Genomic DNA, 25351 nt, shown 5'->3' on the forward strand with positions numbered 1-25351 from the left:
CCTTGGCCCGCGATTCCTCCTCCTCTCCATGAAGCTTCCGCTCTCCCTGCGCGACGTGCTCGAAGGCATCGGCCGGCGTGCCGCGACGTCCTTCGCCGTCGTCATGCCCGACGGCGGACGCCTGTCCATCGGCAGCGAGGCGCCGGTATTCACCATCGTCTTCCACACCGATGCGGCGCTGCTCGCGACCGCAACGCGCGCTCACATCGGGTTGATGGAAGCCTATTTCGACCAGGAGGTGGATGTCGAAGGCGACTTCGGCGCCGCGCTCGCGGCCGGCATGGCGGCTGGCTTCGACCAGCACGGTGGCACGCTCAACGGCATCGAGAACAGCCTGCACGAGCTGCGCCATTCCAATCGCGACTTCCTGCAGGCAAAGGCCAATGCCCGTGCGCACTACGGGCTCGACACCCATTTCTACCGGCTCTGGCTCGACGATCCGCTGATGATGTACACCTGCGGCTACTGGCCCGAGGGCACGAAGACCCTGGAGGAAGCGCAGCGGCGCAAGATCGACCACGTGTGCCGCAAGATCCGGCTGAGCGCCGGCGACAGCTTCATCGACATCGGGTGCGGTTTCGGCGGCTTCATGTTCAGGGCGCAGGAAAAGATCGGCGCCACGGGCGTCGGCCTCAACACCACCACCGAACAGGTCGAGTGGCTGCGCGGCGAGATCGAGCGGCGCGGCCTGGAAGCCTCGCTGCAGGTGCGGGAAGCCGATTTCCGCGAGGTGGATGCCCAGTACGACAAGGTCGTCTCGATCGGCACGCTCGAGCATGCGGGGCGGGACCAGCTGCCGCAGGTGGTCCGTGCGCATGCGGAATTCCTCAAGCCCGGAGGACTTGGCATTCTCCACTTCATCGCCCATGTGGGCCGCTTCGACACCGAGCTCTTCATCCGCAAGCATGTATTCCCGGGCGGCTGGATTCCGAGCCTGGCCGACGTGCTCGTCGAGATGGAGCGCAATGGCCTCGAGGTGCTCGACATCGAGAACCTGCGCCGGCACTATGCCCCCACGCTGGACGCCTGGGCCGAGCGCTTCGATCGCCGGTGGAGCGACATACAGGCCATCGATCCGAAGCGCTTCGACGAGCGCTTTCGGCGCATCTGGCGCACCTACCTGGTCGGTTGTGCGGAGATGTTCCGTTCGCCCGCCGGCTACACGCACTTGTTCCAGATCGTGTTCAGCAAGGGCAACGCGACCGCGGCGAGCTACCCGATGACCCGGGCACATCTGTATGCCCCCTGAATCCGCCAGCTACGAGATGCGCAAGCGCGAGCTTCTTGCGGCGGCGCGCACCGGCCGCTTTCAGGGGGACGCTCCGCTGGCGCTGGCCAAGCGCACTTCGAACCTCTTCAGGGACCCCGGCACGGGGCCGCGGCACCGGATCGACCTGGGCGGCTTCGACCACGTGATCGACATCGACGCCGCGGCCGGCACGCTGCAGGCCGAGGGCATGGTGAGCTACGAGCAGTTGGTGGCTGCAACCCTGCCGCACCGCGTGATGCCGGCGGTCGTGCCGCAGCTCAGGACGATCACCGTCGGCGGCGCGGTGGCCGGGGTGGGCATCGAGGCCACCTCGTTTCGGCAGGGCCTCGTGCATCACACGGTGCTGGAGATCGACGTCCTGCTGCCCGATGGCAGCATCGTGACCTGCGCTCCGCACAATGCGCACAGCGACCTGTTCTTCGGTTTTCCCAACTCGTATGGCACGCTCGGCTATGCGCTGCGCCTGGTGCTGCGAACGCTGCCGGTGAAACCCTGCGTTCGGGTGGAACACGTTGCATTCGAGCGCGCCGAAGACTTCTTCGCCGCGCTTGCCGAGGCATGCACAGGCGATGCCGATTTCCTGGACGGCGTGGTGTTCGGCCCGCATTCCCTGGTACTGAATGTGGCGCGCTTCGAAGACGGCGCGCCTTCGCTCAGCAACTACGGGTACGAGCGCATCTACTACCGTTCGCTGCTGGACACGCCGGTCGATCACCTGAGCGTGCATGACTACCTGTGGCGCTGGGACACCGACTGGTTCTGGTGTTCCCGGAATTTCGGCGCGCAGAATCCGCTCGTGCGCCGGCTGTTCGGCCGCTCGCACCTGAACTCGCGCACCTACACGCGGCTCATGCGGTTGAACGCCCGCTGGGGCCTGACGGAGCGCCTGGCGCGATGGCGCGGCGTGCACACCGAGTCGGTGATCCAGGACGTGGACATTCCGCTCTCGGCTGCGCCTGCCTTCCTTGAATTCCTCCAGCGCGAAACAGGGATTCTTCCGGTCTGGATCTGCCCGGTGCACGCGCCCGTCGAGACGGCCCGATTCACGCTGTACCCGCTCGACGCGGGCACGCTCTACATCAACTTCGGTTTCTGGGATGTGGTCGAGAGCCGCCTTCCCCATGAGGCGGGACACTTCAATCGCCTGGTGGAAAGGGAGGTGCTGCGCCTGGGCGGCATCAAGTCGCTCTATTCGGACAGCTTCTTCACCCGAGAGGAGTTCGATGGCGCCTACGGCATGGCCGCCTATGAGGCACTGAAGCGCCGCTACGACGCCGGGCGCCGCGCGCCGCATCTGTACGACAAGTGCGTGCTGCGGCGCTGAATTGATCGTGATCAAAGGTTCCGGTCGCCAGGCGCCGAAGATCCGGCTGTCGCTCAACACTTCCGCGCCCGAGGCGCCGTCCAATCCGACCGGGGGACCGTCCCATGAATTTCAAGACCATCCTTGTCCATCTCGACCATTCGCAGCGCAGTCCGGCGCGTGCGGCGCTGGCGGCCCGGTGGGCCAGGGCGCACGAAGGCCATCTTGTCGGCCTCGTGCCGACCGGGCTGCGCGACGGCGTGATTCCCGCCGATGCCATTGCCACGGGCATGACCGACTTCATCGCGGAATCGGCCGACTACCTGCGCCGGCGTGCCGAAGCCATCAGCCGGGAGTTCAGGGAGAGCATCGTGGCGACGGGCACCCTTCCGTACGAGGTTCGCCTGGTGGAGGGTGCGACCATCGATGCCGTGGTGCAGCATGGCCGCGCGAGCGATCTGGTCGTGCTGGGGCAGGACGACGGGTCGAACGCGATGGACATCTCGGTGCATGGCCTCGCGGCGCATGTGCTGATGGAAGTGGGGCAGCCCGTGCTGATCGTGCCTTCCACCGGGCAGTTCGAGAGCGTCGCTAGGAACGCGGTGGTTGCCTGGAACGGTTCGCGCGAGGCCGCCGTCGCCCTTCATGCCGCGCTGCCGGCGCTGCGGCGCGCATCCCGCGTGACGCTCGTTTCGTTCCGCCACCCGAAGGATGAAGAAGACGACGACCGGCAACCCTCCGCCGCGGACATGCTCCGATTCCTGTCGCGGCACGGCATCCAGGCGACGTTCGAGCGGAATGTCACCGACATCGACGTCGCCGACGCGCTGCTGTCGCGCGTCGCGGACCTGGGCGCCGACCTGCTCGTGATGGGCGGCTACGGCCATTCGCGGCTGCGCGAATTGGTCCTTGGCGGTGTCACGCGGCAGATCCTCGCGCAAATGACCGTGCCCGTCCTGACGGCGCATTGAGGGCGGCGCACCGACCGGCGAACTCAGCGCGCAAGAACGTAGGTGCCCGGCGCGTCGCCGAGCGTTGGATAGCCGCGCTGCGGCGAACCCATGCCCGGCGGCCGCCGCTTCGGCCCCGAATGCCCGGCCAGCCACTGTTCGAAACAGGGCCACCAGGAACCCGCCATCTCCTGCGAACGCTCGAGAAATTCGTCCGGCGCCACGTAGGGTGCGTTCCTCTTTCGCTTGAGCAACCGGTGGCTGCGGTGCGGATGGCCCGGTTCGCTCAGGATGCCCGCGTTGTGGCCGCCCTCCGTCAGCACGAAGGTGAGTTCGGCGTCGCACAGCAGATGGATCTTGTACACCGATCGCCATGGCGCCACGTGGTCGGTGCGGGTGCCGAGCGCGAACACGGGCACGTCGATGTCGTTCAGCGATACCGGCCTTCCGTCGACCAGGTAGTGACCCTCGGCCAGCGTGTTCTCGAGGAACAGGCCGCGCAGGTAGTCCGAATGCATGCGGCAGGGCATGCGCGTGCCGTCCGCGTTCCAGGCCATCAGGTCGGTCATCGGCACGCGCTCGCCCAGCAGGTAGTTGCGCACCATCGGTGCCCAGACCAGGTCGCCGGGGCGCAGCGCCTGGAAAGCCGCCGCCATCTGTTCCGCACCCAGATAGCCCTGGCGCGACATGATGTCTTCCAGGAACGCCAGTTGGCTTTCGTCGATGAAGAGGCCCAGTTCGCCGGGCTCGGTGAAGTCCGTTTGCGCGGCCAGCAGGGTGAGCGTGGCCAGGCGGTCGTCCCTGTCCCGCGCCATGGCGGCCGCGGCGATGGCCATCAGGGTCCCGCCGAGACAGTAGCCCACGGCATGGATGCGGCGCTGGGGCGCCACGGCCTCGACCGCGTCGAGGCTGGCCATGACGCCCAGGCGCAGGTACGCGGCCATGCCGAGCTTCGCATCCGCCGCCTCGGGGTTTTTCCAGGAAATGGCGAAGACCGTGTGCCCCTTGGCCACGAGATGGCGGATCAGCGAGTTGTGGGGCGAGAGGTCGAGCACGTAGTACTTCATGATCCAGGCGCTGACGACGAGGACCGGTTCGGCATGCACCGTCGGCGTGGCCGGGGCGTACTGGATGAGTTCGATCAGTTCGTTGCGCAGGATGACCTTTCCCGGCGTGAGGGCGACTTCGCGCCCGGGCCGGAACGATCCGGCCTCAGCGGACGACCGGCCCAAGGCCGCGCGGCCCGCGTCCTCGATCCAGTGCATGGCGCCGCTCGCCAGGCTGCTGCCGCCGGTGGCCGCGATCTTCTGCAGCACCTGCGGATTGGTGACCGCGCAATTGGCGGGCGACAGCAACTCCAGCCATTGCCGCGCCATGAAGGCGACCAGATGTTCATGATGCCGGTCCACGCCGGGCACACCGCGGATGAAGGTGCGCAGGCGGTGGGCGGCGGCCTCGTGGGCCTGCCGGTACAGGCTGAAGGGCCATGCATCCCATTCCTTTCCCGACAGGCGCGGCTCATGCACCTGGCCGGGTGCGTCGACGGCGGCTGCGTCGATGGCCACCCGCGCCGCGCGCCCGGGTTGGGTCGCGAGGTGAATGGCCCAATCGGACCACGCCAGCATCTGGGCGGCGGGCGACATGCCTCCGCCCAGCTGTCCCCAGAAGGCGTGCAGGGTTCTGTCCAGTTCGTCGGGCTCTTCATTCACGGCAGTGCCCGCCCGGACAAGAGAAAACAATCATTTCGAACATTGCGCATGGCGCCTCCGGTTGGCCCGAATGTAGTGACCGCATGCGGCTGCTTCCTTGCGCTTGCTCAAGGTCCGGTCGCGCACGGCGTGCACGATGGGCGGATGAACGACCCGCAAGATGCCAGCACGCTGGCCCGCGATGCGCACCTGCATCCCGCCGCCGCTCTCGCCGTTCGCCTGGGCGTGGACCCCGGCGAAGGCCTGAGCGCCGAAGAGGCGCTGAAGCGGCAGGAGTTCCATGGACCCAACAGCCTGCCGCAGTCGCCGCCCCGCAGCCTGATGCAGCGGGTGCTCGACCAATTCCGCGACTTCATGGTGCTGGTGCTGATTGCGGCGGCGCTGCTGTCCGGATTCATCGGCGATGTGGCGGACACCGTGGCCATCGCCGTGATCGTGGTGCTCAACGCCGCCATCGGCCTGGCCCAGGAGTGGCGCGCGGAGCGCGCGCTCGACGCGCTCAAGCGGCTGGCCAGCCCGCACGCGACCGTGCGGCGCGAGGGCAGTTCCCAGGTCCTGGAGACGAGCGAGCTGGTGCCGGGTGACGTGGTGCTGCTCGAGGCGGGCAATCTCGTGCCGGCCGATCTTCGCCTGCACCAGGCGGCGCAGTTGCGGGTGGACGAATCGACGTTGACCGGGGAATCCGTCACGGTGGAGAAGCACACGGCGCATCTGCCCGACGGCGTCCACGGGGTGGGGGATCGGCTCAACATGGCCTTCAAGGGCACGCTGGTCACGCATGGCCGTGCCGAAGGGCTGGTGGTCGCCACCGGCTCCCGGACGGAACTGGGCCGGGTGGCCGGCCTGCTGCGCGACACGCAAGCGCGAAGCACGCCGTTGCAGCTGCGCCTGGCCTCGTTCGGCAGGCGGCTGTCGCTGGTGGTGCTGTGCCTCTGCACGCTGATCTTCGGCATCGGCGTGATGCGGGGCGAGCCGGTGCTGCTCATGGCGCTGACCGCCATCAGCCTGGCGGTGGCGGCCATTCCGGAGGCGCTGCCGGCCGTGGTCACCGTGCTGCTCGCGCTGGGCGCGCGCCGCATGGTGAAGGTGAACGCGCTCGTGCGCCGCTTGCCCTCCGTGGAGACGCTCGGTTCCGTCAGCGTGATTTGTTCCGACAAGACCGGCACCCTGACGCAGAACCGCATGCGGGTGCAGGTGGTGGATCTCCTCGCCGGCGGTTCCCGGGATCCCTTGTGGCGTGCGGTGCTGCTGTGCACCGACGCCAGCCTCGGTGCCCGCGGAGAGTGGGTGGGCGACCCCACCGAGACTGCGCTGGTCGAGGCCGCCCAGGCGGCCGGGTTCGAACCCGGCGCCGTGCGTGCGGCCCATGCACGTTTGGAGGAGTGGCCCTTCGACGCCGGACGCAAACGCATGAGCACGCTGCACCGTGAGCAGGAAGGCTGGGTCGTCGTCACCAAGGGCGCACCCGAAACCGTGTTGCCGTGCTGCACGCACGTGGCATCGGGGCAGGGAGATCTCGTGCTGGACGGCACCGAGGCCTTGTCCGCCGCGCAGACCATGGCAGCCCAGGGCCTGCGCGTGCTGGCGGTGGCACGGCGCTCCTTCGCGCAGAACCCCGTGGGCCGGTCCGCCGAGGCCGTCGAATCCGGCATGGTCCTGCTCGGCCTTGTCGGCCTGGCCGATCCGCCGCGGCCGCAAGCCAAGGCCGCCGTGGCCGACTGCCGCAGCGCGGGCATCACGCCGGTGATGATCACGGGCGATCATCCGGCAACGGCATTGGCCATCGCGCGCGAACTCGGCATTGCCGAAGGCAGCGGGCCGGTGCTCACCGGCGCGGACCTCGGTGCGATGGACGATGCCGCGCTGCAGCGTGCGGCCCGCGACGTGCGCGTGTATGCGCGGGTCGATCCGGCCCAGAAGATCCGGATCGTGCAGGCGCTGCAGGCCCAGGGCCAGTTCGTGGCAATGACCGGCGACGGCGTCAACGATGCGCCCGCGCTCAAGCAGGCGGACATCGGCATCGCGATGGGGCTGGGCGGCACCGATGTCGCACGCGAGGCGGCGAGCCTCGTGCTGCTCGACGACAACTTCGCGAGCATCGTGGCGGCCGTCCGCGAAGGCCGGCGCATCTTCGACAACATCCGCAAGTTCATCCGCTACGCGATGACCGGGAATTCCGGCGAGATCTGGACCCTGTTCCTCGCGCCCCTGATGGGCATGCCGATTCCGCTGCTGCCGCTGCACATCCTCTGGGTGAACCTGGTGACCGACGGGTTGCCCGGCCTTGCCCTTGCCGCCGAGCCTGCGGAACGGGGCGTCATGCAGCGCCCGCCGCGAGCGCCGGGCGAAAGCGTGTTCGCGGGCGGTCTCTGGCAGCACACGTTGTGGGTCGGCCTGCTGATCGCGGCGCTGTGCCTTGGCATCCAGGCCTGGGCCCTGAAGATGGACATGCACTGGCAGACCATGGTGTTCACGGTGCTCACGCTGTCCCAGATGGGGCACGTGCTGGCCATCCGCTCAGAGACCGATTCGTTGTTCACCCAGGGGCTGCGAAGCAACCTGCCGCTGGCCGGCGCGGTCCTGTCGACCTTTGCGCTCCAGCTCGCGGTGATCTACGTTCCGGCCTTGCAGTCGGTGTTCCGCACCGAGGCGCTGACGGCCGGCGAACTGGCGCTGTGCCTGGCATGCGCGGTGGGGGTCTTTTTCGCGGTGGAGGCCGAGAAATGGATTCGCCGCCACTCGGCCCGCGGCCCGCTCCGCCTGGCGGTTGTCGTCTGACTGCGGCCGGCCGCACGTTTCATTCGAAGGAGGACGACCGTGAAGATACTGATGCCGGTGGACGGCAGCGAATACACGCGCTACATGCTCGACTACGCGGCCGCGCAGGGCGGCTGGCTCGGCAACACGCCGCACGAGGTCACTTTCTTGGCCGTGGTGCCGCCTCTGCCGCCCCGTGCGCGCGGGTTCATGGACGAAGCCGAGGCGCAGGCCTTCTACCGCAACGAAGCTGCAGGGGCGTTGCAGCGGGTCGTTGAATTCGCGGCACGGCACTCGTGGCAGCCGACCATCGTTCACCGGGTCGGGCAGCCCGGCAGGGTGATCGCGGACATGGCCGTGGAAGAGGGCTTCGATCTCATCGTCATGGGATCGCACGGCCACTCGGCGCTCGGGGCGCTGCTGCTGGGCTCGGTCACCTCGCAGGTGCTGGCGCAGTGCAGGGTGCCGGTGCTCGTCGTGCGCCGCTGACGGGGCCGAACTGCAGGACGTCGCCCTTGTTCGCGAGCGCGGCCTACTGGACGTGGCGGAACTGCACCGCCGCGTTGATCATGTACAGCACCACGAGCGAGATGCTCGCCCAGCTCATCGACCGAAGCACACGCGCGGTCGGGCGGTAGACCAGCGCCACGATGACGGCGCCGCTCATCATGGCAGCGGTGATCGCCGTTGCCGCATGCACCTGCGCCACGTTGCGATAGATGGATCCGGGCAGGTAGGCCAGGTCGTCCAGCACCAGGATGAGCACGTCGAACAGGTTGCTGCCCAGCAGGTTGCCCAGGGCCATGTCGATGGCGCCGATGCGCAGCGCGCCGAGCGTGGTGGCGAGTTCCGGCACGGATGTGGCGAACGCGATGAAGAGCGTGCCGACGAAGGAGTTCGACCATCCCATGGTCCGGGCCAGGTCGACACCGACAAAGGGCAGCCAGATGCCCGCAGCGATGATCACCGCCGCGGCGACGGCGTAGCCTGTCAGCGCATGCCTGAACGTCATCGCCGGGTGCCCCTGCACCGGTACGGTCGTCTCGCGTTGCTCCAGGCGATAGATCGTGCGCATGGCCACCAGGTAGAGCACCAGCAGGACGAGGCTGGAAGCGCTCACGTGTCCGATGGCAGGCATGGTGCCCTGGCGCGACAGCAGCACGGCCAGGCCGACCGCGCAGAGCAGGACCACACCGAAGGCCGCGGACAGAACGTGCGCCGATCCGGCTCGCGAATAGACGGAGCCGTCGCGGTGCAGCAGGTCGACCAGGGCGAGGATCGCCAGGTTAAACACGCAGCTCCCGAGGACATCCCCGACCGCAATGTCCGGGGCGCCCACGAGCATGACCGCGCTGAAGCCCGTGACGAGTTCCGGCAGCGAAGTGACCGTGGCAATGAGGATCATGCCGATCCAGTTGCGCGACACGCCGGTCAGCGCCGCGATGGCGTCTCCGTAGCGGACCAGGCGAAAGCCAGCCAAGCCGATGGCCGAGACACACAGGCCAAATTGCGTCCATATGAGAAAGGTGGGGTTCATCCCGTGGCAGGACCCGGCGTGCCGGCGCCGGGCGGGATCCGGGCTTCGTCCAACTGATCGATGGCCCGCCGAGCGGCGCACATCGCCTGGCGCAGCGCGATCTCCCGTGCGCCAGGGTCGTCCCCCGTGATTCCGCAGCCTGCAACGGCAGGCAGTTCTTCGACCGAATAGGTCCAAGTGTAGCCATGATGGTGCTCGCGATGCCGTGCCTGAACGACGATCGTCCTGCCTCTGTGCTTCTGCGAATGTCTCATGTCGCTCCTCGGATGAAGGCTTTCCGGAACGGATGCCGGCGGCTTCCGGGCCATTCTGCGAATGCTAGGAAGAATCGGAGGCCGTGGCTTGCGCTGCGTCAAGAGCGCGTGCACGGCACGGCAACAGCAGCGGCCTTGATGGCGATCAAGGCCTGCGGCTTGCGAGCGCGGCATCCTGCGTGCGTGCGGATGAAATGCAGCCGCCCATCCGTCCACCCCGTTCCACTGCGAGAAATCACCATGAAGAAACTAATTTCGCTTTGCCTGCGCATCCTCGGTCGGCGGGTGCCCGCACCCCGGCACGACGAAGAGTTCGATCTGGTGCAGCGGCTTCGCGAAGCCGGCCTCTGATCCCCGGTGAGCTCAAAGAGCACAACGGCCGGAGCGCGTGCTGCCGACCATCGTGCTGGCGGGATGGAACGCTACTTGATGCGGATGTCGTTGACGACTTCCGTCACCCCCTTGACAGAGCGGGCGATGGCGGCGGCTTCGCGCCGCTCTTCCACGGTCGAGGCGAACCCGCTCAGCTGAACCCGGCCCTTGAACGTCTCGACATTCACTTCCCTTGCCCGGGCCTTGGCGTCGGTCGCCAGCTTCGCCTTCACGCGCGCCGTGATCGCGGTGTCGTCAATGTACTCACCGGTACTTTCGCGTGTCGGTGTGCCTCCGCAAGCGGTGAGCGCGGCAAGGACGATCGCGGCAGCGATCCAGCGGAATCCGAGAGAGCCTGGCTTCATGATTACTCCATGGGTTGTCGAGACCGAACAAGACTAGGAACAATCCCCCGCGCAGCACTTGCGCTGGCTCAAGGTCCGGCGCAGATGCCGCGGCTGACCGGACCTGCCGTGCAGGCAACGGGGAAGCCCAGGGGCCGCTCAGCTGATCGATGTCAAGGCTGCCGCATGGCGGCAGGCCTAGTCTGTCCGGCGATTCAACACACCAGGAGTACCCCATGAATTCGAGGAACATCGTTCTGTGCCATCCGGTCCGTACCGCCATAGGGACTTATGGCGGCAGCCTCAAGGATGTGTCTGCGCCCGAACTTGGCGCGGTGGCCGTGCGCGAGACGCTGAGGCGCTCGGGGCTGCCGGCGGACAAGGTGCAGGCCCTTGTGATGGGCAACGTCATCCAGGCGGGCGCGAAAATGAACCCTGCGCGCCAGGCTGGAATCAACGCGGGCCTGCCCGTCGAACTCCCCGCGCTCACGGTCAACCGCGTATGCGGCTCCGGTGCGCAGGGCATCGTGAGTGCCGCGCTGGAAATCTGGTCCGGCATGATCGACTGCGCCATCGCCGGCGGCATGGAGAACATGGACCAGGCACCGTATCTTCATCCGCAGGGACGATGGGGCGCCCGCATGGGCGATGTGACGCTGTTCGACAGCATGCTCCATGACGGATTGAACGATGCCTTCAGCGGGCATCATTCCGGCTGGCATACCGAAGACCTGGCCACGAGAAATGCCGTCTCGCGTGCGGACCAGGACCGATGGGCCCTGCGCTCGCAGCAACGATTCGCGGCAGCCCAGGCCGCAGGCCATTTCGAGGCGGAGATCGCCGCCGTCGAACTGTCCGGCCGCAAGGGCTCGACGCAGTTCACAAAGGATGAGCACAACCGGCCCGAGACCTCGGCAGCATCGCTGGCGCTGCTCAAGCCGGTCTTCCGCAAGGACGGCTCCATCACCGCCGGCAATTCCCCTGGCCTGAATTCGGGCGCGGCCGCCATGCTGGTGGCCGACGCCCGCTGGGCCGAGAGGAACCTCTTGAAGCCGATGGCACGGCTCGTGTCCTATGGCGTGGGGGCCGTGGAGCCCGCCCTCTTCGGGCTTGGCCCCATTCCCGCGGTGAATCAGGCGCTGGCGCGGGCGGGCTGGTCGGCCAGCCAGGTCGAGCGGGTGGAGATCAACGAGGCGTTTGCGGCCATCACCCTGGCCTGCCTGCGGGAACTCGCGTTTGCGGAAGATATTGTCAATGTCGAAGGCGGTGCCATTGCGCACGGGCATCCCATTGGCGCCACGGGTGCGGTTCTGGCCACTCGCCTGATCCATTCCATGCGGCGCGACGGTCTCAAGCGCGGGCTTGTCACGCTGTGCATCGGCGGCGGCCAGGGAATCGCACTGGCCATCGAGACGCTCTGAGCGGCGCAGCGCCGAGGGCCCAGGCCGTGTCCGGCGCGGACATCGGCCGCCGCCGTCGGTTTCAACCCGTCAGTGCGGCCGGCTCAGGCGAACTTCGGGCCAGGAAAGCTCCAGCCCCATCACCGCACGTGCATACAGGTAGTTGTTGAACATGGGTTCGCTGAGCGAGTCCATGTCGACGTGGCCGACCGCGTCACACGGAAAGGCGAAGGCGCGGTGATTGGCGAACAAGGGATGAAACCGCAGTTCGTAGCCACTGGATGCGTTGGGTGTGTCCATCTTGATCTCCTTGTGCGCCTGCGTTTCCGTTTGTCATTGCACTCGGAAGACGAATCGCGCCATGTCAATTTAGAACTCGCACTTCACCACATCATCAATGCTGCGCATCAGACGGAAACACTGTGTCAATCGCCTGTATCAGGGCCTCGCGGCCTCAGTCGAGCGTGATCCAGAAGACGAACATGTTCAGCGCGAGCCAGGCCCCCGCAGCAAGCAGCACCGCGACCAGCACGATGGCGAGCCACTGAAGCGCGGACATGGCGGCCTTGCCGTGCGTTCAGCGCCTGGCGCGAGGGCAGGTGCTGAAGCCGAAGAGCGAATAGAGCGGGCAGGTGCCGATCACCCCGGTCAGCAGCGGCACCACGCCGATGTAGCCCCAGCGGCCGATGATTTCCGTGGCGGCGAGCACGACGAGCAGCACGCCGCCGCTGACACGCAGCGTGCGGTCGAGGGGGCCGATGTTTTTCGACAGGTAGGACATGCGTTTCTCCTAGCAGGGTTGGAGAGCATCTTGTGCGGTGCAAGTCCGGCGGGTGTTGCGGCAGATCAAGGAATCCGGGCGCGCCGGCCGATGCGAGCGGTGCGGTCGGGCAGCAGCGTGCGCAGGCTCGCGGCAATGGCCGCAGCGAGCGGGATCCGGTTGGACGGGTGGCGGATGGTGTCGCAGCTGACGATTTCGCCTGCGCCGGCAGCGCGCAGGTCCTCGAAGGCCGTCTGCGCGAACACAGGATGGATCGCCACGCAGACAGGCGCGGCGAGCCCGGCCCGGCGCAGATGGCCGACCGTTTCGATCATGGTGCGGGCGGTCGAGACGATGTCGTCCACCAGCACCGGCGTGTGCGAGCGCCAGCGCTCGATGCCCGGCAGCGAGACCTCGACATCGCGATCGCCGCGGCGCGTCTTGCGCAGCACGACGAAGGGTGCATGGGCGTCCTGCGCCACCGCGCCGACCCATTGGGCGCTTTCCTCGTCCGGGCCGACCAGCAGGGCGTCGCGCACATGCGCCTGAATCCACTGCGCCACGCTCCCCGCCGCATGGACGACGCGCGACGGAACGCTGTAGACCTGGGACAGGTCGGTTATCCGGTGCAGATGGGGATCGACCGTCACGAGCCAGTCGACGCATTGCGAGATCCATGCCCCCACATGGTGGGCGCTGATCGTTTCGCCGGGCCGAAAGCGCTGGTCCTGCCGCATGTAGGGCAGGTACGGCGCGACCAGGCCAACCGAACGCGCGCCGGCCTCCCGGAGCGCCGCGGCCAGCAGGAGCAGCGGCACGAGCTTGTCGTCGGGCCGGTCGAGCGTGCAGACGATGAGTGCCGCGCGCGCGTCGACCGGCGACTCGATGCGGACATAGGATTCTGCGTCGGGAAAGCGCCGCACCGTGGCGGCGCCGCGCTCCAGCGAAAGCAGGGTGGCCAGCTCGTTGGCGAGCTGCTCGTTTCCGGGCATCGCGATCACGACCGGGCGCCGGAGCGGCTTGGTTTCGCTGTTGTGCATGATCGCCTCCGACGTCTCGAGAATGCGGCCCGGTGGCCGGGGTCGCCAAGATGGCCTTGATACATCATGCGGCCGGGGGGATTTCCTGCACTGAGCCGGATCAAGGAGCGCGGGGCGCGCGCGACGCAGGACTTGCCGTGGATCAAGCCTGCCGGGCGACATTCGTGCCTCAATGCTTCGAATCTCACAGAGGCAGAGGCCGATATGAAGAAGTGGACGGATCATCTGAACCTGGGGCCGGTGCTGCTCGCGCTGGCGCTGGGCATGCTCGCATGGGACTACTGGGAACAGCGCCGGGAGGTCGAGGTACTCCCCTACAGTGCCTTCGAGCAGCAGCTGCGGGAGGGCAAGATCGCCGAAGTCACGGTAGGGGACGCGGTGATCACCGGCCGGCTCAAGGCGCCCGAGCCCGGTGGCCGGCAGACCGTGGTCTCGACGATGGTCGAGCCGCAGGTTGCCGAGCGTCTCGCATCGTTCGGCGTGCCCTACCAGCGCGTGCGAAGCCCGACCTGGGTGCAGAGCCTGTTCTCGTGGATCGTCCCGGCCCTGCTGCTTTTCGGGGTGTGGCGCATGATGGCAGGCCGGGCAGGCGGCGGACTTGGCGGCGGTCTGCTGGGCATCGGCAAGAGCAGGGCCAAGATCTACATGGAGAAGAGCACGGGCGTGCGCTTCGACGATGTCGCCGGCGTCGACGAAGCCAAGGCCGAGCTGCAGGAGATCATCGACTTCCTCAAGAACCCGAAGGAGCACGGGCGCCTGGGCGCGCGCATGCCCAAGGGCATTCTGCTGATGGGACCGACGGGCACCGGCAAGACCTTGCTCGCACGCGCGGTGGCGGGCGAGGCCGGCGTCCCCTTCTTCTCGATCAGCGGCTCCGAGTTCATCGAGATGTTCGTCGGCGTGGGCGCGGCGCGTGTGCGCGACCTCTTCGACCAGGCGCGCGCGAACGCGCCTGCCATCATCTTCATCGACGAACTCGATGCGCTGGGCAAGGCCCGCGTCGCGCTGTCGGTCGCAGGCGGGCAGGACGAGCGCGAGCAAACGCTCAACCAGCTCCTGGTGGAGCTCGACGGCTTCGACCCGAGCGTCGGGGTGGTGCTGCTGGCGGCCACCAATCGGCCGGAAACACTGGACCCTGCGCTTCTGCGGGCCGGGCGTTTCGACCGCCAGGTGCTGGTCGATCGGCCGGATCGCGTCGGGCGTGTCGCGATCCTCGAGGTCCATGCGAAGAAGATCAGACTCGCCGCCGGCGTGGACCTCGACCAGGTCGCAGCCATCACGGTCGGGTTCGCGGGCGCGGACCTCGCGAATGTGGTCAATGAAGCGGCACTGGTCGCGACACGGCGCAACGGCGAAGCCGTGACGATGTCCGACTTCACGCAGGCCATCGAGCGTATCGTTGCCGGCATCGAGAAGAAGAACCGCATCCTCGGACCGCGCGAGCGCGAACTGGTGGCCACGCACGAACTCGGCCATGCATTGACGGCACTGGCGCTGCCCGGCGCGGATCGCGTGCACAAGGTGTCCATCGTGCCGCACGGCATCGGCGCGCTCGGCTACACGTTGCAGCGGCCCACCGAGGACCGCCATTTGCTCCGTCGCCCGGAACTGCTCGACAAGCTGACGGTGCTGCTCGGCGGCCGGGCCGCCGAGATGCTGGTGTTTGCCGAGCCCTCCACCGGGGCGGCCGACGACCTGGTGAAGGCCACGAACCTCGCGCGCGACATGGTGCTGCGCTATGGGATGGACACGGGCCTGGGGCTGGCGGTCTACGGCGAGCGGCCATCGCCGTTCGCCGAGCCCTCGGCCGACGCGAGATCGGCGGCGATCTCCGGCATGGCCGGCGAGCAGACTGCGCAGCGCGTCGACGATGCGGTGCGCGACCTGCTCGAGCAGGCACTGCAGCGCGCGACCGGGCTGCTGCGCGCCCGGCGCGCGGCGCTCGACCGGTGCGTGCAGGCGCTGATGGCCAAGGAGACCCTGGACGAGTCGCAGCTGCTGGCGTTGGCTGCCACGGCCGAGGCGTCGACCGGCCGTCCCGCCGCCGATCGGCGTCCGGTCACGGATCGGATGCCCGCACCTGCCGATGCCGGCTGAGCGCAATGGCACTCGCCTGGTCACGCGGCCGCCCCGGACATTTCAGTCAAGGCAAGAAGGAGTAGCGTATGAAGATGCTGAGGATGTCGACGGCACTGCGCCGTCGCCTTGCGAGCCAGAACGCCATGGCCATCAACGCGAAGGGCCAGGAGGTTCTTCATGGATTGACTGTCGAGGAGTCGCGATTCGTCGTCGGCTGTTCCGACGGCGACGCGCTCGACATGTCGGACGAGGAGCGCGATCGCTACGCCGGTCTCATCCTGAAGCACGAACGGGCCCGCATGAGAAGCGCCTGCGCGGACCGCGGCATCGCCAAGGACGAGGAACGCCTTGGATAGTTCCTGCGCTGCCCACCCAGGGCTTAGTGAGAGGGCATGAAGGTGCGCACGAAATCCAGCGACGACACCACGCCGGCGATGCCGTTCCTGTCGGTGACGACGACATGGTGGATCCCGCGCTCGACCATGAGCGCGGCCACCATGCTCACCGGCATTGCCGCGTCGACGACGATCGGCTTGTAGGAGCACATCTGCCAGGCGCGGGTGGCCGCCGCATCGCGCCCCTGGGCGTGGAAGGCGACAAGGTCCGAGGCGCTGACGACGCCCACGACCTCGCCCCGGCCCGGCTCCACCACCGGCACCCACGTCAGGTGCTTGTCCGCGAGCAGGGCTTCCACGTCGGCCACGCTGTCGTCCATGCCGGCGCTGTGCACCGGGCGTCGCATCAGGGTGGAGATGGTTGGATTCATGGCATGGCTCCTTCTGTTGGCTGGCGCGGCGTCTGCGCGAGGCGCTGCTCGACGGCGAGAACGTCGCGCGTGATCTTGAGCAGCGTGTCCGGCGTCACGCTCATCGAATCGATGCCGAGTTCGACCAGGTAGGCGGCCATCTCCGGATAGTCCGAAGGCGCCTGGCCGCAGATTCCCACGTGGCGGCCGTTGCGCCGGCCGCCTTCGATGGTCTGGCGGATCATCGCCTTCACGCCATCGTCGCGCTCGTCAAAATCGAAGGCCACGATGCGCGAGTCGCGGTCCACGCCCAGCACGAGTTGCGTCAGGTCGTTCGAGCCGATCGAGAATCCATCGAAGAGCCTGGCGAAGGCGTCGATCTGGATCACGTTGTTCGGGATCTCGCACATGACGTAGATCTCGAGTCCGTCGACGCCGCGCCGCAGGCCGTGCGCAGCCATCGCTTCGAGCACGCGCTCGGCTTCCTGGATGCGGCGGCAGAACGGGATCATGAGCTTGACGTTCGCGAGGCCCATGTCCTCGCGCACCCGCTTCATGGCCGCGCATTCGAGCGCGAAGCCCTCCGCATAGGCCGGATGCGTGTAGCGCGACGCACCCCGGAAGCCGATCATCGGGTTTTCTTCCTTCGCCTCGAACCCGCTGCCGCCGAGCAGGCTGGCGTACTCGTTGGTCTTGAAGTCGGACATGCGCACGATCACCGGTTTCGGGTAGAAGGCTGCCGCGATCGTGCCGACGCCTTCGGCCAGTTCGCGCACGAAGTAGTCGGCCGGCCGTTCGTAGGAACGCGTCAGGCGCGCGATCTCGGCACGCACCGCAGGGTCGGCGACCTTTTCGGGATGGACCAGCGCCATCGGATGCACCTTGATGTGTTCGGCAACGATGAACTCCATCCGCGCGAGACCCACGCCGTCGTTGGGCAGCAGGGCCGTCTGGAACGCGCTGTCGGGGTTGCCCAGGTTGACCATCAGGTGCGTCCGCGGCCGGGCGAGCGCCGAGAGCTCCACGCTGGTCTTCTCGAACGGCACCGCGCCCGCATAGACGCGCCCCTCGGCGCCCTCGGCACAGGACACGGTGATCTCGTCGCCGGTGCGGATCCTGGCGGTCGCGTCGTCACAGCCGACGACCGCGGGAATGCCGAGTTCGCGCGCCACGATGGCCGCATGGCAGGTACGCCCGCCGCGGTTGGTGACCACAGCCGCCGCGCTCTTCATCACGGTGCCCCAGTCGGGCATCGTGGTCTCCGCGACCAGCACCTCCCCCGGCCGGAACTCGCCGAGCGCCAGCACGTCCGTGACGACGCGTGCCTTGCCCGACGCGACCGACGAGCCCACGGCGCGGCCGGTGAGCAGGGGCGGGGCCGGCGCGTGCAGGCGGTATTCGTCGATCCGGTGGAGCGGCTTGCGGGACGCCACGGTCTCCGGTCTCGCCTGCACGATGTAGACGTGGCCGTCCAGCCCGTCCTTGGCCCACTCGATGTCCATGGGCGTCGGGCATCCCGCGCGGCGGCTGTAGTGGTCTTCGATCGCCACCGCCGCATCGGCGAGCGCCAGCACGTCGGCGTCGCCGATGCAGTAGCGTGCCCGGTCCTCCGGCGAGGTCGGCAGGTTGCAGGTGGATTCGCGTCCGGCGCCCTTCGAATACACCAGCCGGACATCCTTGCCGCCGAGCTTGCGCCGCAGCACGGTGCGGTGGCCCAGCTTCAGGGTGGGCTTGAAGACGTAGAACTCGTCGGGATCCACCGTTCCCTGGACGACGTTCTCGCCCAGGCCGTAGGCGCCGGTGATGAAGACGACGTCGCGGAAGCCGCTGTCGGTATCGAGCGTGAACATGACGCCGCTGGCGGCACGGTCGGAGCGCACCATCTGCATCACGCACACCGACTGCATGATCTGGAAGTGGTCGAAGCCGTTGTCGACGCGGTAGGCGATCGCGCGGTCCTTGAAGAGGCTCGCAAAACACAGCCGTACGGCGTCCATCAGCCGTGCCTCGCCGGAGATGTTCAGGAAGGTTTCGTGCTGGCCGGCGAAACTCGCGGTCGGCAGGTCTTCCGCGGTGGCGGAGCTTCGCACCGCCACGGTCATCTCGGTGCCGTATTCCGCCTGCAGCTGCGCATAGGCCGTGCGGATCTGGCTCGTCAGTTGGTCGGGGAGCGCGGCGGCGTAGACGATCTCGCGAGCGCGCTGTGCGCGCCGGGCCAGGTCATCGACGTCCTGGACGTCCAGCCCAGCCAGCGCTTCCCTCAGGCGCGGCAGCGCGTCGGCGCGTTCCAGCGTTCGCCGATACGCCTCGGCGGTGATCGCGAACCCGTTGGGCACGCGCACGCCAAGTGGACTGAGCGCGCGGTACATCTCGCCGAGCGATGCGTTCTTGCCGCCGACGGTTGGCACGTCGTCTGCACCGAGTTCGCGGAACCAGCGGATATAGCTCGCTTGCGAGGCCATGGGCATCTCCTTGCATTGTGTTGCCGTGCCTGCGCTTTCGGCGCGGTGCCCTTCGGATGCAGGCCAAGAGATGGCCAGTATCGGGAAGATGCGGCGCTGCACCTTGACATGGCGCAAGAGACGGCGATCGACAACGAAGCCGCATCAGGCCTCTCCTCGGAAGAGGTCGGGCAGGGCCCCTCGGAGACCGCCGGTGGCGGGTCCTGCAACGCCCTGAAAGGCAAGCGGCATGGCCGCATGCGCTTGCGCTGGCGCAAGGACTGCGACCCCGGGCCGGCCTAGAGTCGCGGCACGGTTGGAAGTGGTTCCTGACCGTCTGCTCGCGGCTGGCGGGCGGCACGAATGGAAGGATGGCAGCCATGAGACTGGAACGAGTGCTGGCCCAATGGGCCGGGGGAGCGATGGCGGACAACCCCCAATCCCCGCAGGGCCTGGTGACCGGGCGCTGGACCAACGAGTACGGGTCGGTGGCCGACATCGCGGTCGACGGCGACCGCGTCCTGGGCACCTACACGTCGGCGGTGGGCGACGACGCCGGCGTCTTGAGCGGACCCATCAGCGGCTTCGTGCGCGCAGACATTGTCGCATTCGCGGTGCTCTGGCCCGCGCACATGCGATCGATCACGTCCTGGGTCGGGCAGGTGGTCGACAACGATGGCGTTCCGGAGCTGAAAACCCTGTGGCACCTGATCGTGGACCTCCCGGATGCCGACGAGGCTGCCGGCCTGTGGACCACGGTCCACACGGGCGCCGACGTGTTCCGCCAGGCGATCGATCGGACGCCGGGGAGCGACGCGTGACCTGCAGCACGAAGGCCGAGGCCGCCCTGCGGCGCGACGTCGCCGAGGCGCGATCGATGCTGGTGTTCTCGCTCGAACCCGACGAGCCGCTCGGGCGGGCGCTCGCGGATGCGCTCGACGTCCCGCTGTCGCCACTGGAGGAAAGAGCGTTTCCCGATGGCGAGCGCAAGCTGCGCCCGCTGGTCGACCCGCGCGGCGCCGATGCCTATGTGGTGCAGAGCCTGCACGGTGGCCCGGTGGAAAGCCCGCACGACAAGATCTGCCGGCTTCTCATGTTCATTGCGACGCTCAAGGACCATGGCGCCGCGCGCGTGACCGCGGTCGTTCCCTACCTGGCCTATGCGCGCAAGGACCGGCAGACCAAGCCGTTCGATCCGCTGGGCCTGCGTTGCCTGGCGCAGTGGCTGGAGTCGGCGGGCATGGCGCAGCTCATCGTGCTGGAGGTGCACAACGTCGCCGCCTTCCAGAACGCGTTCCGCTGTCCCTTCATCCACCTGTCGGTGCACCATGCGTTCCGACACCTGGCGGAGGAAATCGCCGGCGGCGGCAGCCCGATCGCGGTCGCGTCTCCCGATCCGGGCGGCGTCAAGCGTGCCCTGCTGTGGCGCGAGGCGCTCGAGGAGCACCTGCGCGAGCCGGTGCGTTTCGCGATGATCGACAAGCGCCGCAGCGCTGGAATCCTGAGTGGAGGGGAGCTGGTCGCAGGCGAAGTGGCGGGCACGAACGTGCTGCTGCTGGACGACCTGGTCGCCAGCGGCGAGACCCTGCTGCGCGGCGCCCGGGCGCTGCGCCTCTCGGGCGCCAAGAGCGTCACGGCCTTTGCCGCCCATGGGCTTTTCGTGGGAAACGCGCCGCAGACGCTGGCGGACGATGCGATTTCGAGGCTGGTCGTCAGCGACAGCATGACGCCGTTCCGGCTGCCGGAGCAGGGACCGTCCAGGGAGAAGCTGAGGGTCGTGTCGGCGGTGCCGCTGTTTGCGGAGGCGGTCCGCGCCAGCCACGTTGGCTGGCATCGGTAGAAGACCGGCCGCCCGTGTGCCTTGGACGCAGGCCGCTCGATGGCGGCCTCCTTCGAAGGCCCCACGGAGGGCGGGATCACTTCTTTCCGGTGTCTGCGGGGCGGGTGGCGCGCTTCATGGCTTCGGCAGTGCGCCGGGACAGGTCCGCTGCGGCGCGAGCTGCGTTGCGGGTTGCTTCTTCCGCCTTGTCGAGTGCTTCGCGCGTCGCCTGTGCGGCCTTCTCGGCCTCTTCCTTGCCCGACTGCGCGGCGCGCTGGACCGATTCCTCGGCCCTGGCGACTGCCTCCCTGGTGGCCGCCGCCGCCTTGGCGCTTTCCTCCTGGGCGGCGCGCGCGGCATCCCTGGTTTCCTCGAGCGCCTTGCCGCTGGATGCCGCGGTCTTTTCTTCCAGCCGCCTGGCCGCTTCGGCCGCCTTCTGCGCGGCGCGGCGGATGCCTTCGGCCAGCGCCTTCGACACCTTGCCCGCAGCGACCTTGCTCCTTTGCGCTGCGGCCTCGGCGGCATCGGCCGCCTTGCGGGCCGCCTTCTCCGCATCGTGCGCGGTCCGGGCGGCGGCATCGCGAGCCTTTTGGGCGCCGCCTTCCGGCGGGCTCAGCTGGGCTGGGGCGGTGTAGTCCTGGGCAAGCGCGGCGGGGGCGAACGCCGCGGCCCCCATGGCGATCGCGACCGGTGCGATCAGGGCGCGAACGACGCGATCCGTGGGAAAGAGGGGTAGGGTGTGGTGGGTCATGGGATTCTCGGTGAAGTGATGCGATCCAGGCGGGCCGGTGCGGCGTTCATGGGGAGTGCTCCAGAAGCGGGTTCGAGGAATTTCCACTCTAGGCACCCGATCGCGGGCTTCGGTTGCGCTGGATCAAGCGGCGATCCTCGGCGGCGCGGAGGATGGCGTCTCGCTGCTGACGGTCGAACAGATAGACAGAGGAGTCCCCGATGCGCCCCATGCTCGTTCCCGCGGATGGCTGCCTTGCGCAGCGCTTGCGGACATTGGCAGCGATTGCCATGGCCCTCGTGTTCCTGCACGGCAGCCCGGCCCGGGCCCAATCCCGCGGCGAGCTGCTCTACGACACGAACTGCATCGCCTGCCACAGCGAGAAGATGCACTGGCGCAGCGGGAAGCTGGTCAACGACTGGGCCAGCCTCGAAGCGCAGGTGCGGCACTGGCAGCAGGCCGCCTCGCTCGGATGGAGCGATGAGGATGTCCTGGAGGTCGCCCGCCATCTCAATGAGCGCTTCTACGGCTTCGCGCCGAGGAGCACGACGGGTGCGCTGGAGTTCCCGGTGCCAGCGCCATCCGCCGCGGGACCGACGCGGCTTGCCCGGCCAGGCCGGCCATGAGGCCCGTCCTTCGCGGCCGATCGAGGCGCCACCTGGAGATGCGAATGAAGCGCGCAGCGACCCTTGCCGTTCCCTTGCTGGCTTTCTTGCTGGGTGGCTGCGCCGGCATGCATGCGCGCGATCGGGACGCCACGCTCGTCGGCGCGTTTGCGGGCGCGGGCCTCGGCAGCGTGGCCGCCCGCGCCATGGACGAGACCGATCGCCGCCAGGCAGCGCGCGCGCTCGAATCGCTGCCATTGGGCCAATCCGCGAACTGGCGCAACCGCGAGACGGGCGACAGCTTCGTGCTCACGCCCACGCGCACTTTCGAGCAGCTCGGCACCCTCTGCCGTGAGTTCACCGTGTAAGCCGTGGTCGGCGGCCGTGCCGACACCGCGCTCGGCAGCGCCTGCCGCCAGGACGGCGGCAGCTGGCGCATGTCCGGCTGACAGCAAGCCCGACGCCCAGATGGCCGCGCCGCTTCCGGCGAGACACCGAGCAGGCCACTCGATCGACCGACGTCAGCGTTCGAGCCGCTCGATGCCGAGCGCCTTGAGCACGTACTTCTCGTAGATCGGTTCCGACGTGCCGTTCTTCATCTTGTGCATGAAATACTTCTCGAAGGCGATCTTGGCCAGATGGACCCACTTGCCCTTCTTGAACCAGTTCACGTTGCGCGGCGGAATCTGCGGCAGCGCCACGAAGGCGGCGCCGGTGTCGCCCATGTCGGCCAGGCAGATGGCGTTCCACGTGCCCTTGGCATCGGCCGGACGGCCGGCGAGTTCGGCCGCGATGTTGTGCACGATGGCCGTGATCATGGTCTCGATCATGTAGCCGGTCTTCGGCGCGCCGGTGGGCACCGGCGTCGCCTCGACGGGCGGGATGGCCACGCAGACGCCGGCCGAGAAGATGTTGCGGTACTTCCTGCTGCGCTGATATTCGTCGATCAGCACGAAGCCGCGCGGGTTGCACAGGCCCTCGACCGCCGCGACCGCATCGACGCCCTTGAACGCCGGCAGCATCATGCTGAACTTGAAGGGCAGCTCGTGCTCCTTCTTCGGCTGGCCGTGTTCGTCCATCTCGGTGACGAGCATCCTGCCGGGCTCGACCCGCGTCACCTTGGCGTTGGTGATCCACTTGATGTCGTTGTTGCGGAACTCGCTCTCCAGCATCGACTTCGAGTCGCCCACGCCGCCCAGTCCCAGGTGGCCGATGTAGGGCTCGCTGGTCACGTAGGTGATCGGCACCTTGTGGCGCAGCTTGCGGCGCTTGAGATCCGTGTTGAAGATGAACGCGAACTCGTAGGCCGGGCCGAAGCACGACGCACCGGGCATCGCGCCGATGACGGCCGGACCGGGGTCTTTCAGGAACTCCTGGTACTGCGCCCAGGTCTTCTCGGCGTGGTCGACGACGCAGATCGACTGCGTGTGGCCGTCCGGGCCGGCGCCCGGCACCTCGTCGAAGGCCAGCTTGGGACCGGTGGTGATGACGAGGTAGTCGTAGGGGAGGGCGCTGCCGTCCAGCAGCTCCAGCGCATTGCCCGCCGCGTCGATGCGCGTCACGCGCTGGGCGACGAACTCGATGCCCTTCTTCTCCAGGTGCGGGCGGATCGGGAAGGTGATCGCATTGCGCTTTCTCCAGCCCACCGCGAGCCACGGGTTGGAAGGCACGAACTGGAAGTAGTCGACGGCGTTCACCACCGTGATGCGGTGCGACGTGTCCAGTGCCGCGCGCAGCTCGTAGGCGGCGGGCATGCCGCCGGTGCCGGCGCCAAGAATGACGATGTGGGCCATGGATGTCTCCTCGATGACGTGATGCAGGAATTCAGTTCGGGGTTGCCGGCTCGAGGTCCTCGTCGACGGCGCGCAGCATGGTGTCGTCCAGCTGCCCGGCGAGCGCCGCGAGGCGAAGCCTGTCCATCAGCAGCCCGGCACGGGCCTGCACCAGCGCCAGGCGGGCGGCGGCGGCGTCGTTCTCGGCGTTCAGCACGTCCAGGGTGGTGCGCTCGCCCACCTCGTGCCCCAGGTGCGTCGCATCGCGCCGTGCCTCGCTCGCCTTCACGCCTTGCGCCAGGGACTGCACGCGCTCGGCACCGACGCTCAGCCCGAGCCAGGCGGAGCGAACCTGCTGCGCGGTCTGCTGGCGGCTGCGATCCGCTTCCGCGGCGGCCTTGTCGGCCAGGCGCAGGGCCTCCTCCTGCCTGGCGCTGCGCATGCCGCCCGTGTACAGGGGCACCGAGATCTGGACGCCGATCATGCGGTCGGTGCCGCGGTTGGCGGCCGACCCGAAATCGCCGCTGCCGCTGAGCCGGTCGCGCGAGGCCTGGGCGACGAGGTCGACCGTGACGGAAGACTGCAGGCTGAATTTCGAGGCCTCCTGCCTGGCGGCCTCGGTGGCGATCTGCCGCGCCCGGATGTCCGGATTGCCGGCCTGTGCCTCGAGCAGCCACGCATCCAGCGGCCGCGGCCGGGCGTCGGTCGAGCGGCCGGCCGGCAGGCGGGCCGACAGCGCCGCGGGCGGCATGCCGGTGCTGTCGGCGAGCAGCTCGCGCTTGAGCCGCACCTCGGTCTCGGCCGCCAGTACCTGCGCCTGGATGCCGGCCAGGCGTGCGCCTGCCTCGTACGTGTCGGTCACGGGCGTCGCGCCGAGCGTGAAGCGGTCCTGTGCTTCGGTCGAGGCCCGCTGGACCGCGTCGCGCTGGAGCCTCAGCACGCGCAGCGATTCCGCCGCCAGGGCAAGGTCGAAATAGCGCTGCGCGGTGCGCAGCATCAGCGTCTGCCGGGCAGACTGCCACTCGAGGTCGGCCTGATCGGCCGAGAGGCCCAGCAGCTGCTGCTGGGCGCGCCGCTCGGGGTTGTACAGCGGCTGGCTCGCCGAGATGGCCCAGCGGCCCGCCGTGCCGTCCTTGATCGAGGTGTTGAAGTTCACGCCGCTCGATGGACTGGAGCCCGGCGCGGAGAACTGCGCGCCGCGCGTGCGGGTTTCGTGCGTCGCAATGCCGGCCGAGGCGCTCACGTTGACGCTGGGCCGCCACAGCGCGGCCGCCTGGTCGCGGCGCGGCATGGCGGCCGCATGCGCCTCGCGCGCCACGGCATGGTCCAGGTCGGCCTGTTCGGCGGCACGCCACACGTCGAGCAGGTCCGTCGCGCGCGCCGCGGGCGCGGCGCACGCCAGCGCGATCGCGGCCACGAGCAGCGAGGCTCGCAGGCGCATCGGCCCGGGCGCGACGGCCATGG

At 68.3% G+C, this 25351-nt stretch carries 23 protein-coding genes; 12 read left to right on the forward strand and 11 right to left on the reverse strand.

From position 1 onward, the window contains the following. Positions 1 to 28 precede the first annotated feature (28 nt). The 3 genes from VAPA_RS29425 (at position 29) to VAPA_RS29435 (ending at position 3544) form a co-directional block, all read left to right on the forward strand. Positions 29 to 1249: an SAM-dependent methyltransferase gene (locus VAPA_RS29425; protein WP_021003862.1), complete on the forward strand. Its 1221-nt coding sequence runs from the start codon at positions 29 to 31 to the stop codon at positions 1247 to 1249. Further along, positions 1239 to 2594: an FAD-binding oxidoreductase gene (locus tag VAPA_RS29430; protein ID WP_021003863.1), complete on the forward strand. Its 1356-nt coding sequence runs from the start codon at positions 1239 to 1241 to the stop codon at positions 2592 to 2594. The genes VAPA_RS29425 and VAPA_RS29430 overlap by 11 nt, the downstream gene beginning before the upstream one ends. 104 nt (positions 2595 to 2698) lie before the next feature. Further along, positions 2699 to 3544, forward strand: a complete 846-nt coding sequence (locus VAPA_RS29435; RefSeq protein ID WP_021003864.1) for a universal stress protein — start codon at positions 2699 to 2701, stop codon at positions 3542 to 3544. 23 nt (positions 3545 to 3567) lie between these two features. Here the strand turns inward: VAPA_RS29435 and VAPA_RS29440 are convergent, their stop codons facing one another. Beyond that, on the reverse strand, positions 3568 to 5232 hold the full coding sequence (locus tag VAPA_RS29440) for a PHA/PHB synthase family protein (RefSeq protein WP_230559096.1): 1665 nt from the start codon (positions 5230 to 5232) through the stop codon (positions 3568 to 3570). Between the two features lie 144 nt (positions 5233 to 5376). On the opposite strand from VAPA_RS29440, the gene VAPA_RS29445 reads away from it, so the two are divergent. Next, positions 5377 to 8010 carry a cation-translocating P-type ATPase gene (locus VAPA_RS29445; RefSeq protein WP_021003866.1) on the forward strand — a complete coding sequence of 878 codons (2634 nt, stop codon included), beginning with the start codon at positions 5377 to 5379 and terminating at the stop codon, positions 8008 to 8010. 39 nt (positions 8011 to 8049) lie between these two features. Continuing rightward, positions 8050 to 8478 carry a universal stress protein gene (locus tag VAPA_RS29450; protein ID WP_021003867.1) on the forward strand — a complete coding sequence of 143 codons (429 nt, stop codon included), beginning with the start codon at positions 8050 to 8052 and terminating at the stop codon, positions 8476 to 8478. Between the two features lie 43 nt (positions 8479 to 8521). Here the strand turns inward: VAPA_RS29450 and VAPA_RS29455 are convergent, their stop codons facing one another. Both VAPA_RS29455 and VAPA_RS29460 read right to left on the reverse strand, forming a co-directional pair. Further along, the gene (locus tag VAPA_RS29455) at positions 8522 to 9526 is read right to left on the reverse strand and encodes a sodium:calcium antiporter (RefSeq protein ID WP_021003868.1); all 1005 of its coding nucleotides are present in this window, start codon (positions 9524 to 9526) and stop codon (positions 8522 to 8524) included. A gap of 676 nt (positions 9527 to 10202) precedes the next feature. Then, a complete protein-coding gene (locus VAPA_RS29460; RefSeq protein ID WP_021003870.1) occupies positions 10203 to 10517 on the reverse strand; it encodes a BON domain-containing protein in 315 nt (104 codons plus the stop codon). 215 nt (positions 10518 to 10732) lie between these two features. Between VAPA_RS29460 and VAPA_RS29465 the strand changes: the two genes are divergently transcribed. Further along, positions 10733 to 11917: a thiolase family protein gene (locus tag VAPA_RS29465; RefSeq protein WP_021003871.1), complete on the forward strand. Its 1185-nt coding sequence runs from the start codon at positions 10733 to 10735 to the stop codon at positions 11915 to 11917. A gap of 69 nt (positions 11918 to 11986) precedes the next feature. Here VAPA_RS29465 and VAPA_RS29470 read toward each other — a convergent pair whose 3' ends face one another. The 3 genes from VAPA_RS29470 to VAPA_RS29480 form a co-directional block, all read right to left on the reverse strand. After that, positions 11987 to 12196, reverse strand: a complete 210-nt coding sequence (locus VAPA_RS29470) for a hypothetical protein (RefSeq protein WP_021003872.1) — start codon at positions 12194 to 12196, stop codon at positions 11987 to 11989. Between the two features lie 277 nt (positions 12197 to 12473). Then, positions 12474 to 12677 carry a YgaP family membrane protein gene (locus VAPA_RS29475; protein WP_021003873.1) on the reverse strand — a complete coding sequence of 68 codons (204 nt, stop codon included), beginning with the start codon at positions 12675 to 12677 and terminating at the stop codon, positions 12474 to 12476. Between the two features lie 65 nt (positions 12678 to 12742). Then, positions 12743 to 13696 (reverse strand): ribose-phosphate pyrophosphokinase, encoded by a 954-nt coding sequence (locus VAPA_RS29480; protein WP_021003874.1) that lies wholly within the window; start codon positions 13694 to 13696, stop codon positions 12743 to 12745. 204 nt (positions 13697 to 13900) lie between these two features. Between VAPA_RS29480 and ftsH the strand changes: the two genes are divergently transcribed. After that, positions 13901 to 15793 carry an ATP-dependent zinc metalloprotease FtsH gene (ftsH, locus tag VAPA_RS29485; protein ID WP_021003875.1) on the forward strand — a complete coding sequence of 631 codons (1893 nt, stop codon included), beginning with the start codon at positions 13901 to 13903 and terminating at the stop codon, positions 15791 to 15793. 68 nt (positions 15794 to 15861) lie between these two features. Continuing rightward, positions 15862 to 16131, forward strand: a complete 270-nt coding sequence (locus VAPA_RS29490) for a hypothetical protein (RefSeq protein ID WP_021003876.1) — start codon at positions 15862 to 15864, stop codon at positions 16129 to 16131. 23 nt (positions 16132 to 16154) lie between these two features. Here VAPA_RS29490 and VAPA_RS29495 read toward each other — a convergent pair whose 3' ends face one another. Together VAPA_RS29495 and ppsA are read right to left on the reverse strand one after the other, a co-directional pair. Next, positions 16155 to 16541: a CBS domain-containing protein gene (locus VAPA_RS29495; protein WP_021003877.1), complete on the reverse strand. Its 387-nt coding sequence runs from the start codon at positions 16539 to 16541 to the stop codon at positions 16155 to 16157. Continuing rightward, positions 16538 to 18982, reverse strand: coding sequence for a phosphoenolpyruvate synthase (ppsA, locus tag VAPA_RS29500; RefSeq protein WP_021003878.1), 2445 nt, complete (start codon positions 18980 to 18982; stop codon positions 16538 to 16540). Before ppsA ends, VAPA_RS29495 begins: the two co-directional genes overlap by 4 nt. A gap of 359 nt (positions 18983 to 19341) precedes the next feature. On the opposite strand from ppsA, the gene VAPA_RS33660 reads away from it, so the two are divergent. Further along, positions 19342 to 19782 (forward strand): avidin family protein, encoded by a 441-nt coding sequence (locus VAPA_RS33660; RefSeq protein ID WP_021003879.1) that lies wholly within the window; start codon positions 19342 to 19344, stop codon positions 19780 to 19782. Continuing rightward, positions 19779 to 20801 (forward strand): ribose-phosphate diphosphokinase, encoded by a 1023-nt coding sequence (locus VAPA_RS29510; protein ID WP_230559097.1) that lies wholly within the window; start codon positions 19779 to 19781, stop codon positions 20799 to 20801. The genes VAPA_RS33660 and VAPA_RS29510 overlap by 4 nt, the downstream gene beginning before the upstream one ends. A gap of 76 nt (positions 20802 to 20877) precedes the next feature. Here VAPA_RS29510 and VAPA_RS29515 read toward each other — a convergent pair whose 3' ends face one another. After that, positions 20878 to 21531, reverse strand: a complete 654-nt coding sequence (locus VAPA_RS29515; protein WP_021003881.1) for a hypothetical protein — start codon at positions 21529 to 21531, stop codon at positions 20878 to 20880. 200 nt (positions 21532 to 21731) lie between these two features. Between VAPA_RS29515 and VAPA_RS34640 the strand changes: the two genes are divergently transcribed. Next, positions 21732 to 22136 carry a hypothetical protein gene (locus VAPA_RS34640; RefSeq protein ID WP_021003882.1) on the forward strand — a complete coding sequence of 135 codons (405 nt, stop codon included), beginning with the start codon at positions 21732 to 21734 and terminating at the stop codon, positions 22134 to 22136. A gap of 44 nt (positions 22137 to 22180) precedes the next feature. Beyond that, positions 22181 to 22483 (forward strand): hypothetical protein, encoded by a 303-nt coding sequence (locus VAPA_RS29525; protein ID WP_021003883.1) that lies wholly within the window; start codon positions 22181 to 22183, stop codon positions 22481 to 22483. Positions 22484 to 22636: 153 nt separating this feature from the next. Here VAPA_RS29525 and VAPA_RS29530 read toward each other — a convergent pair whose 3' ends face one another. Continuing rightward, a complete protein-coding gene (locus tag VAPA_RS29530; RefSeq protein ID WP_021003884.1) occupies positions 22637 to 23908 on the reverse strand; it encodes an NAD(P)/FAD-dependent oxidoreductase in 1272 nt (423 codons plus the stop codon). Positions 23909 to 23939: 31 nt separating this feature from the next. Further along, on the reverse strand, positions 23940 to 25349 hold the full coding sequence (locus tag VAPA_RS29535; protein WP_021003885.1) for a TolC family protein: 1410 nt from the start codon (positions 25347 to 25349) through the stop codon (positions 23940 to 23942). Between the last annotated feature and the right edge of the window lie 2 nt (positions 25350 to 25351).

The organism is Variovorax paradoxus B4, from assembly GCF_000463015.1.
Lineage (GTDB): Bacteria > Pseudomonadota > Gammaproteobacteria > Burkholderiales > Burkholderiaceae_C > Variovorax > Variovorax paradoxus_E.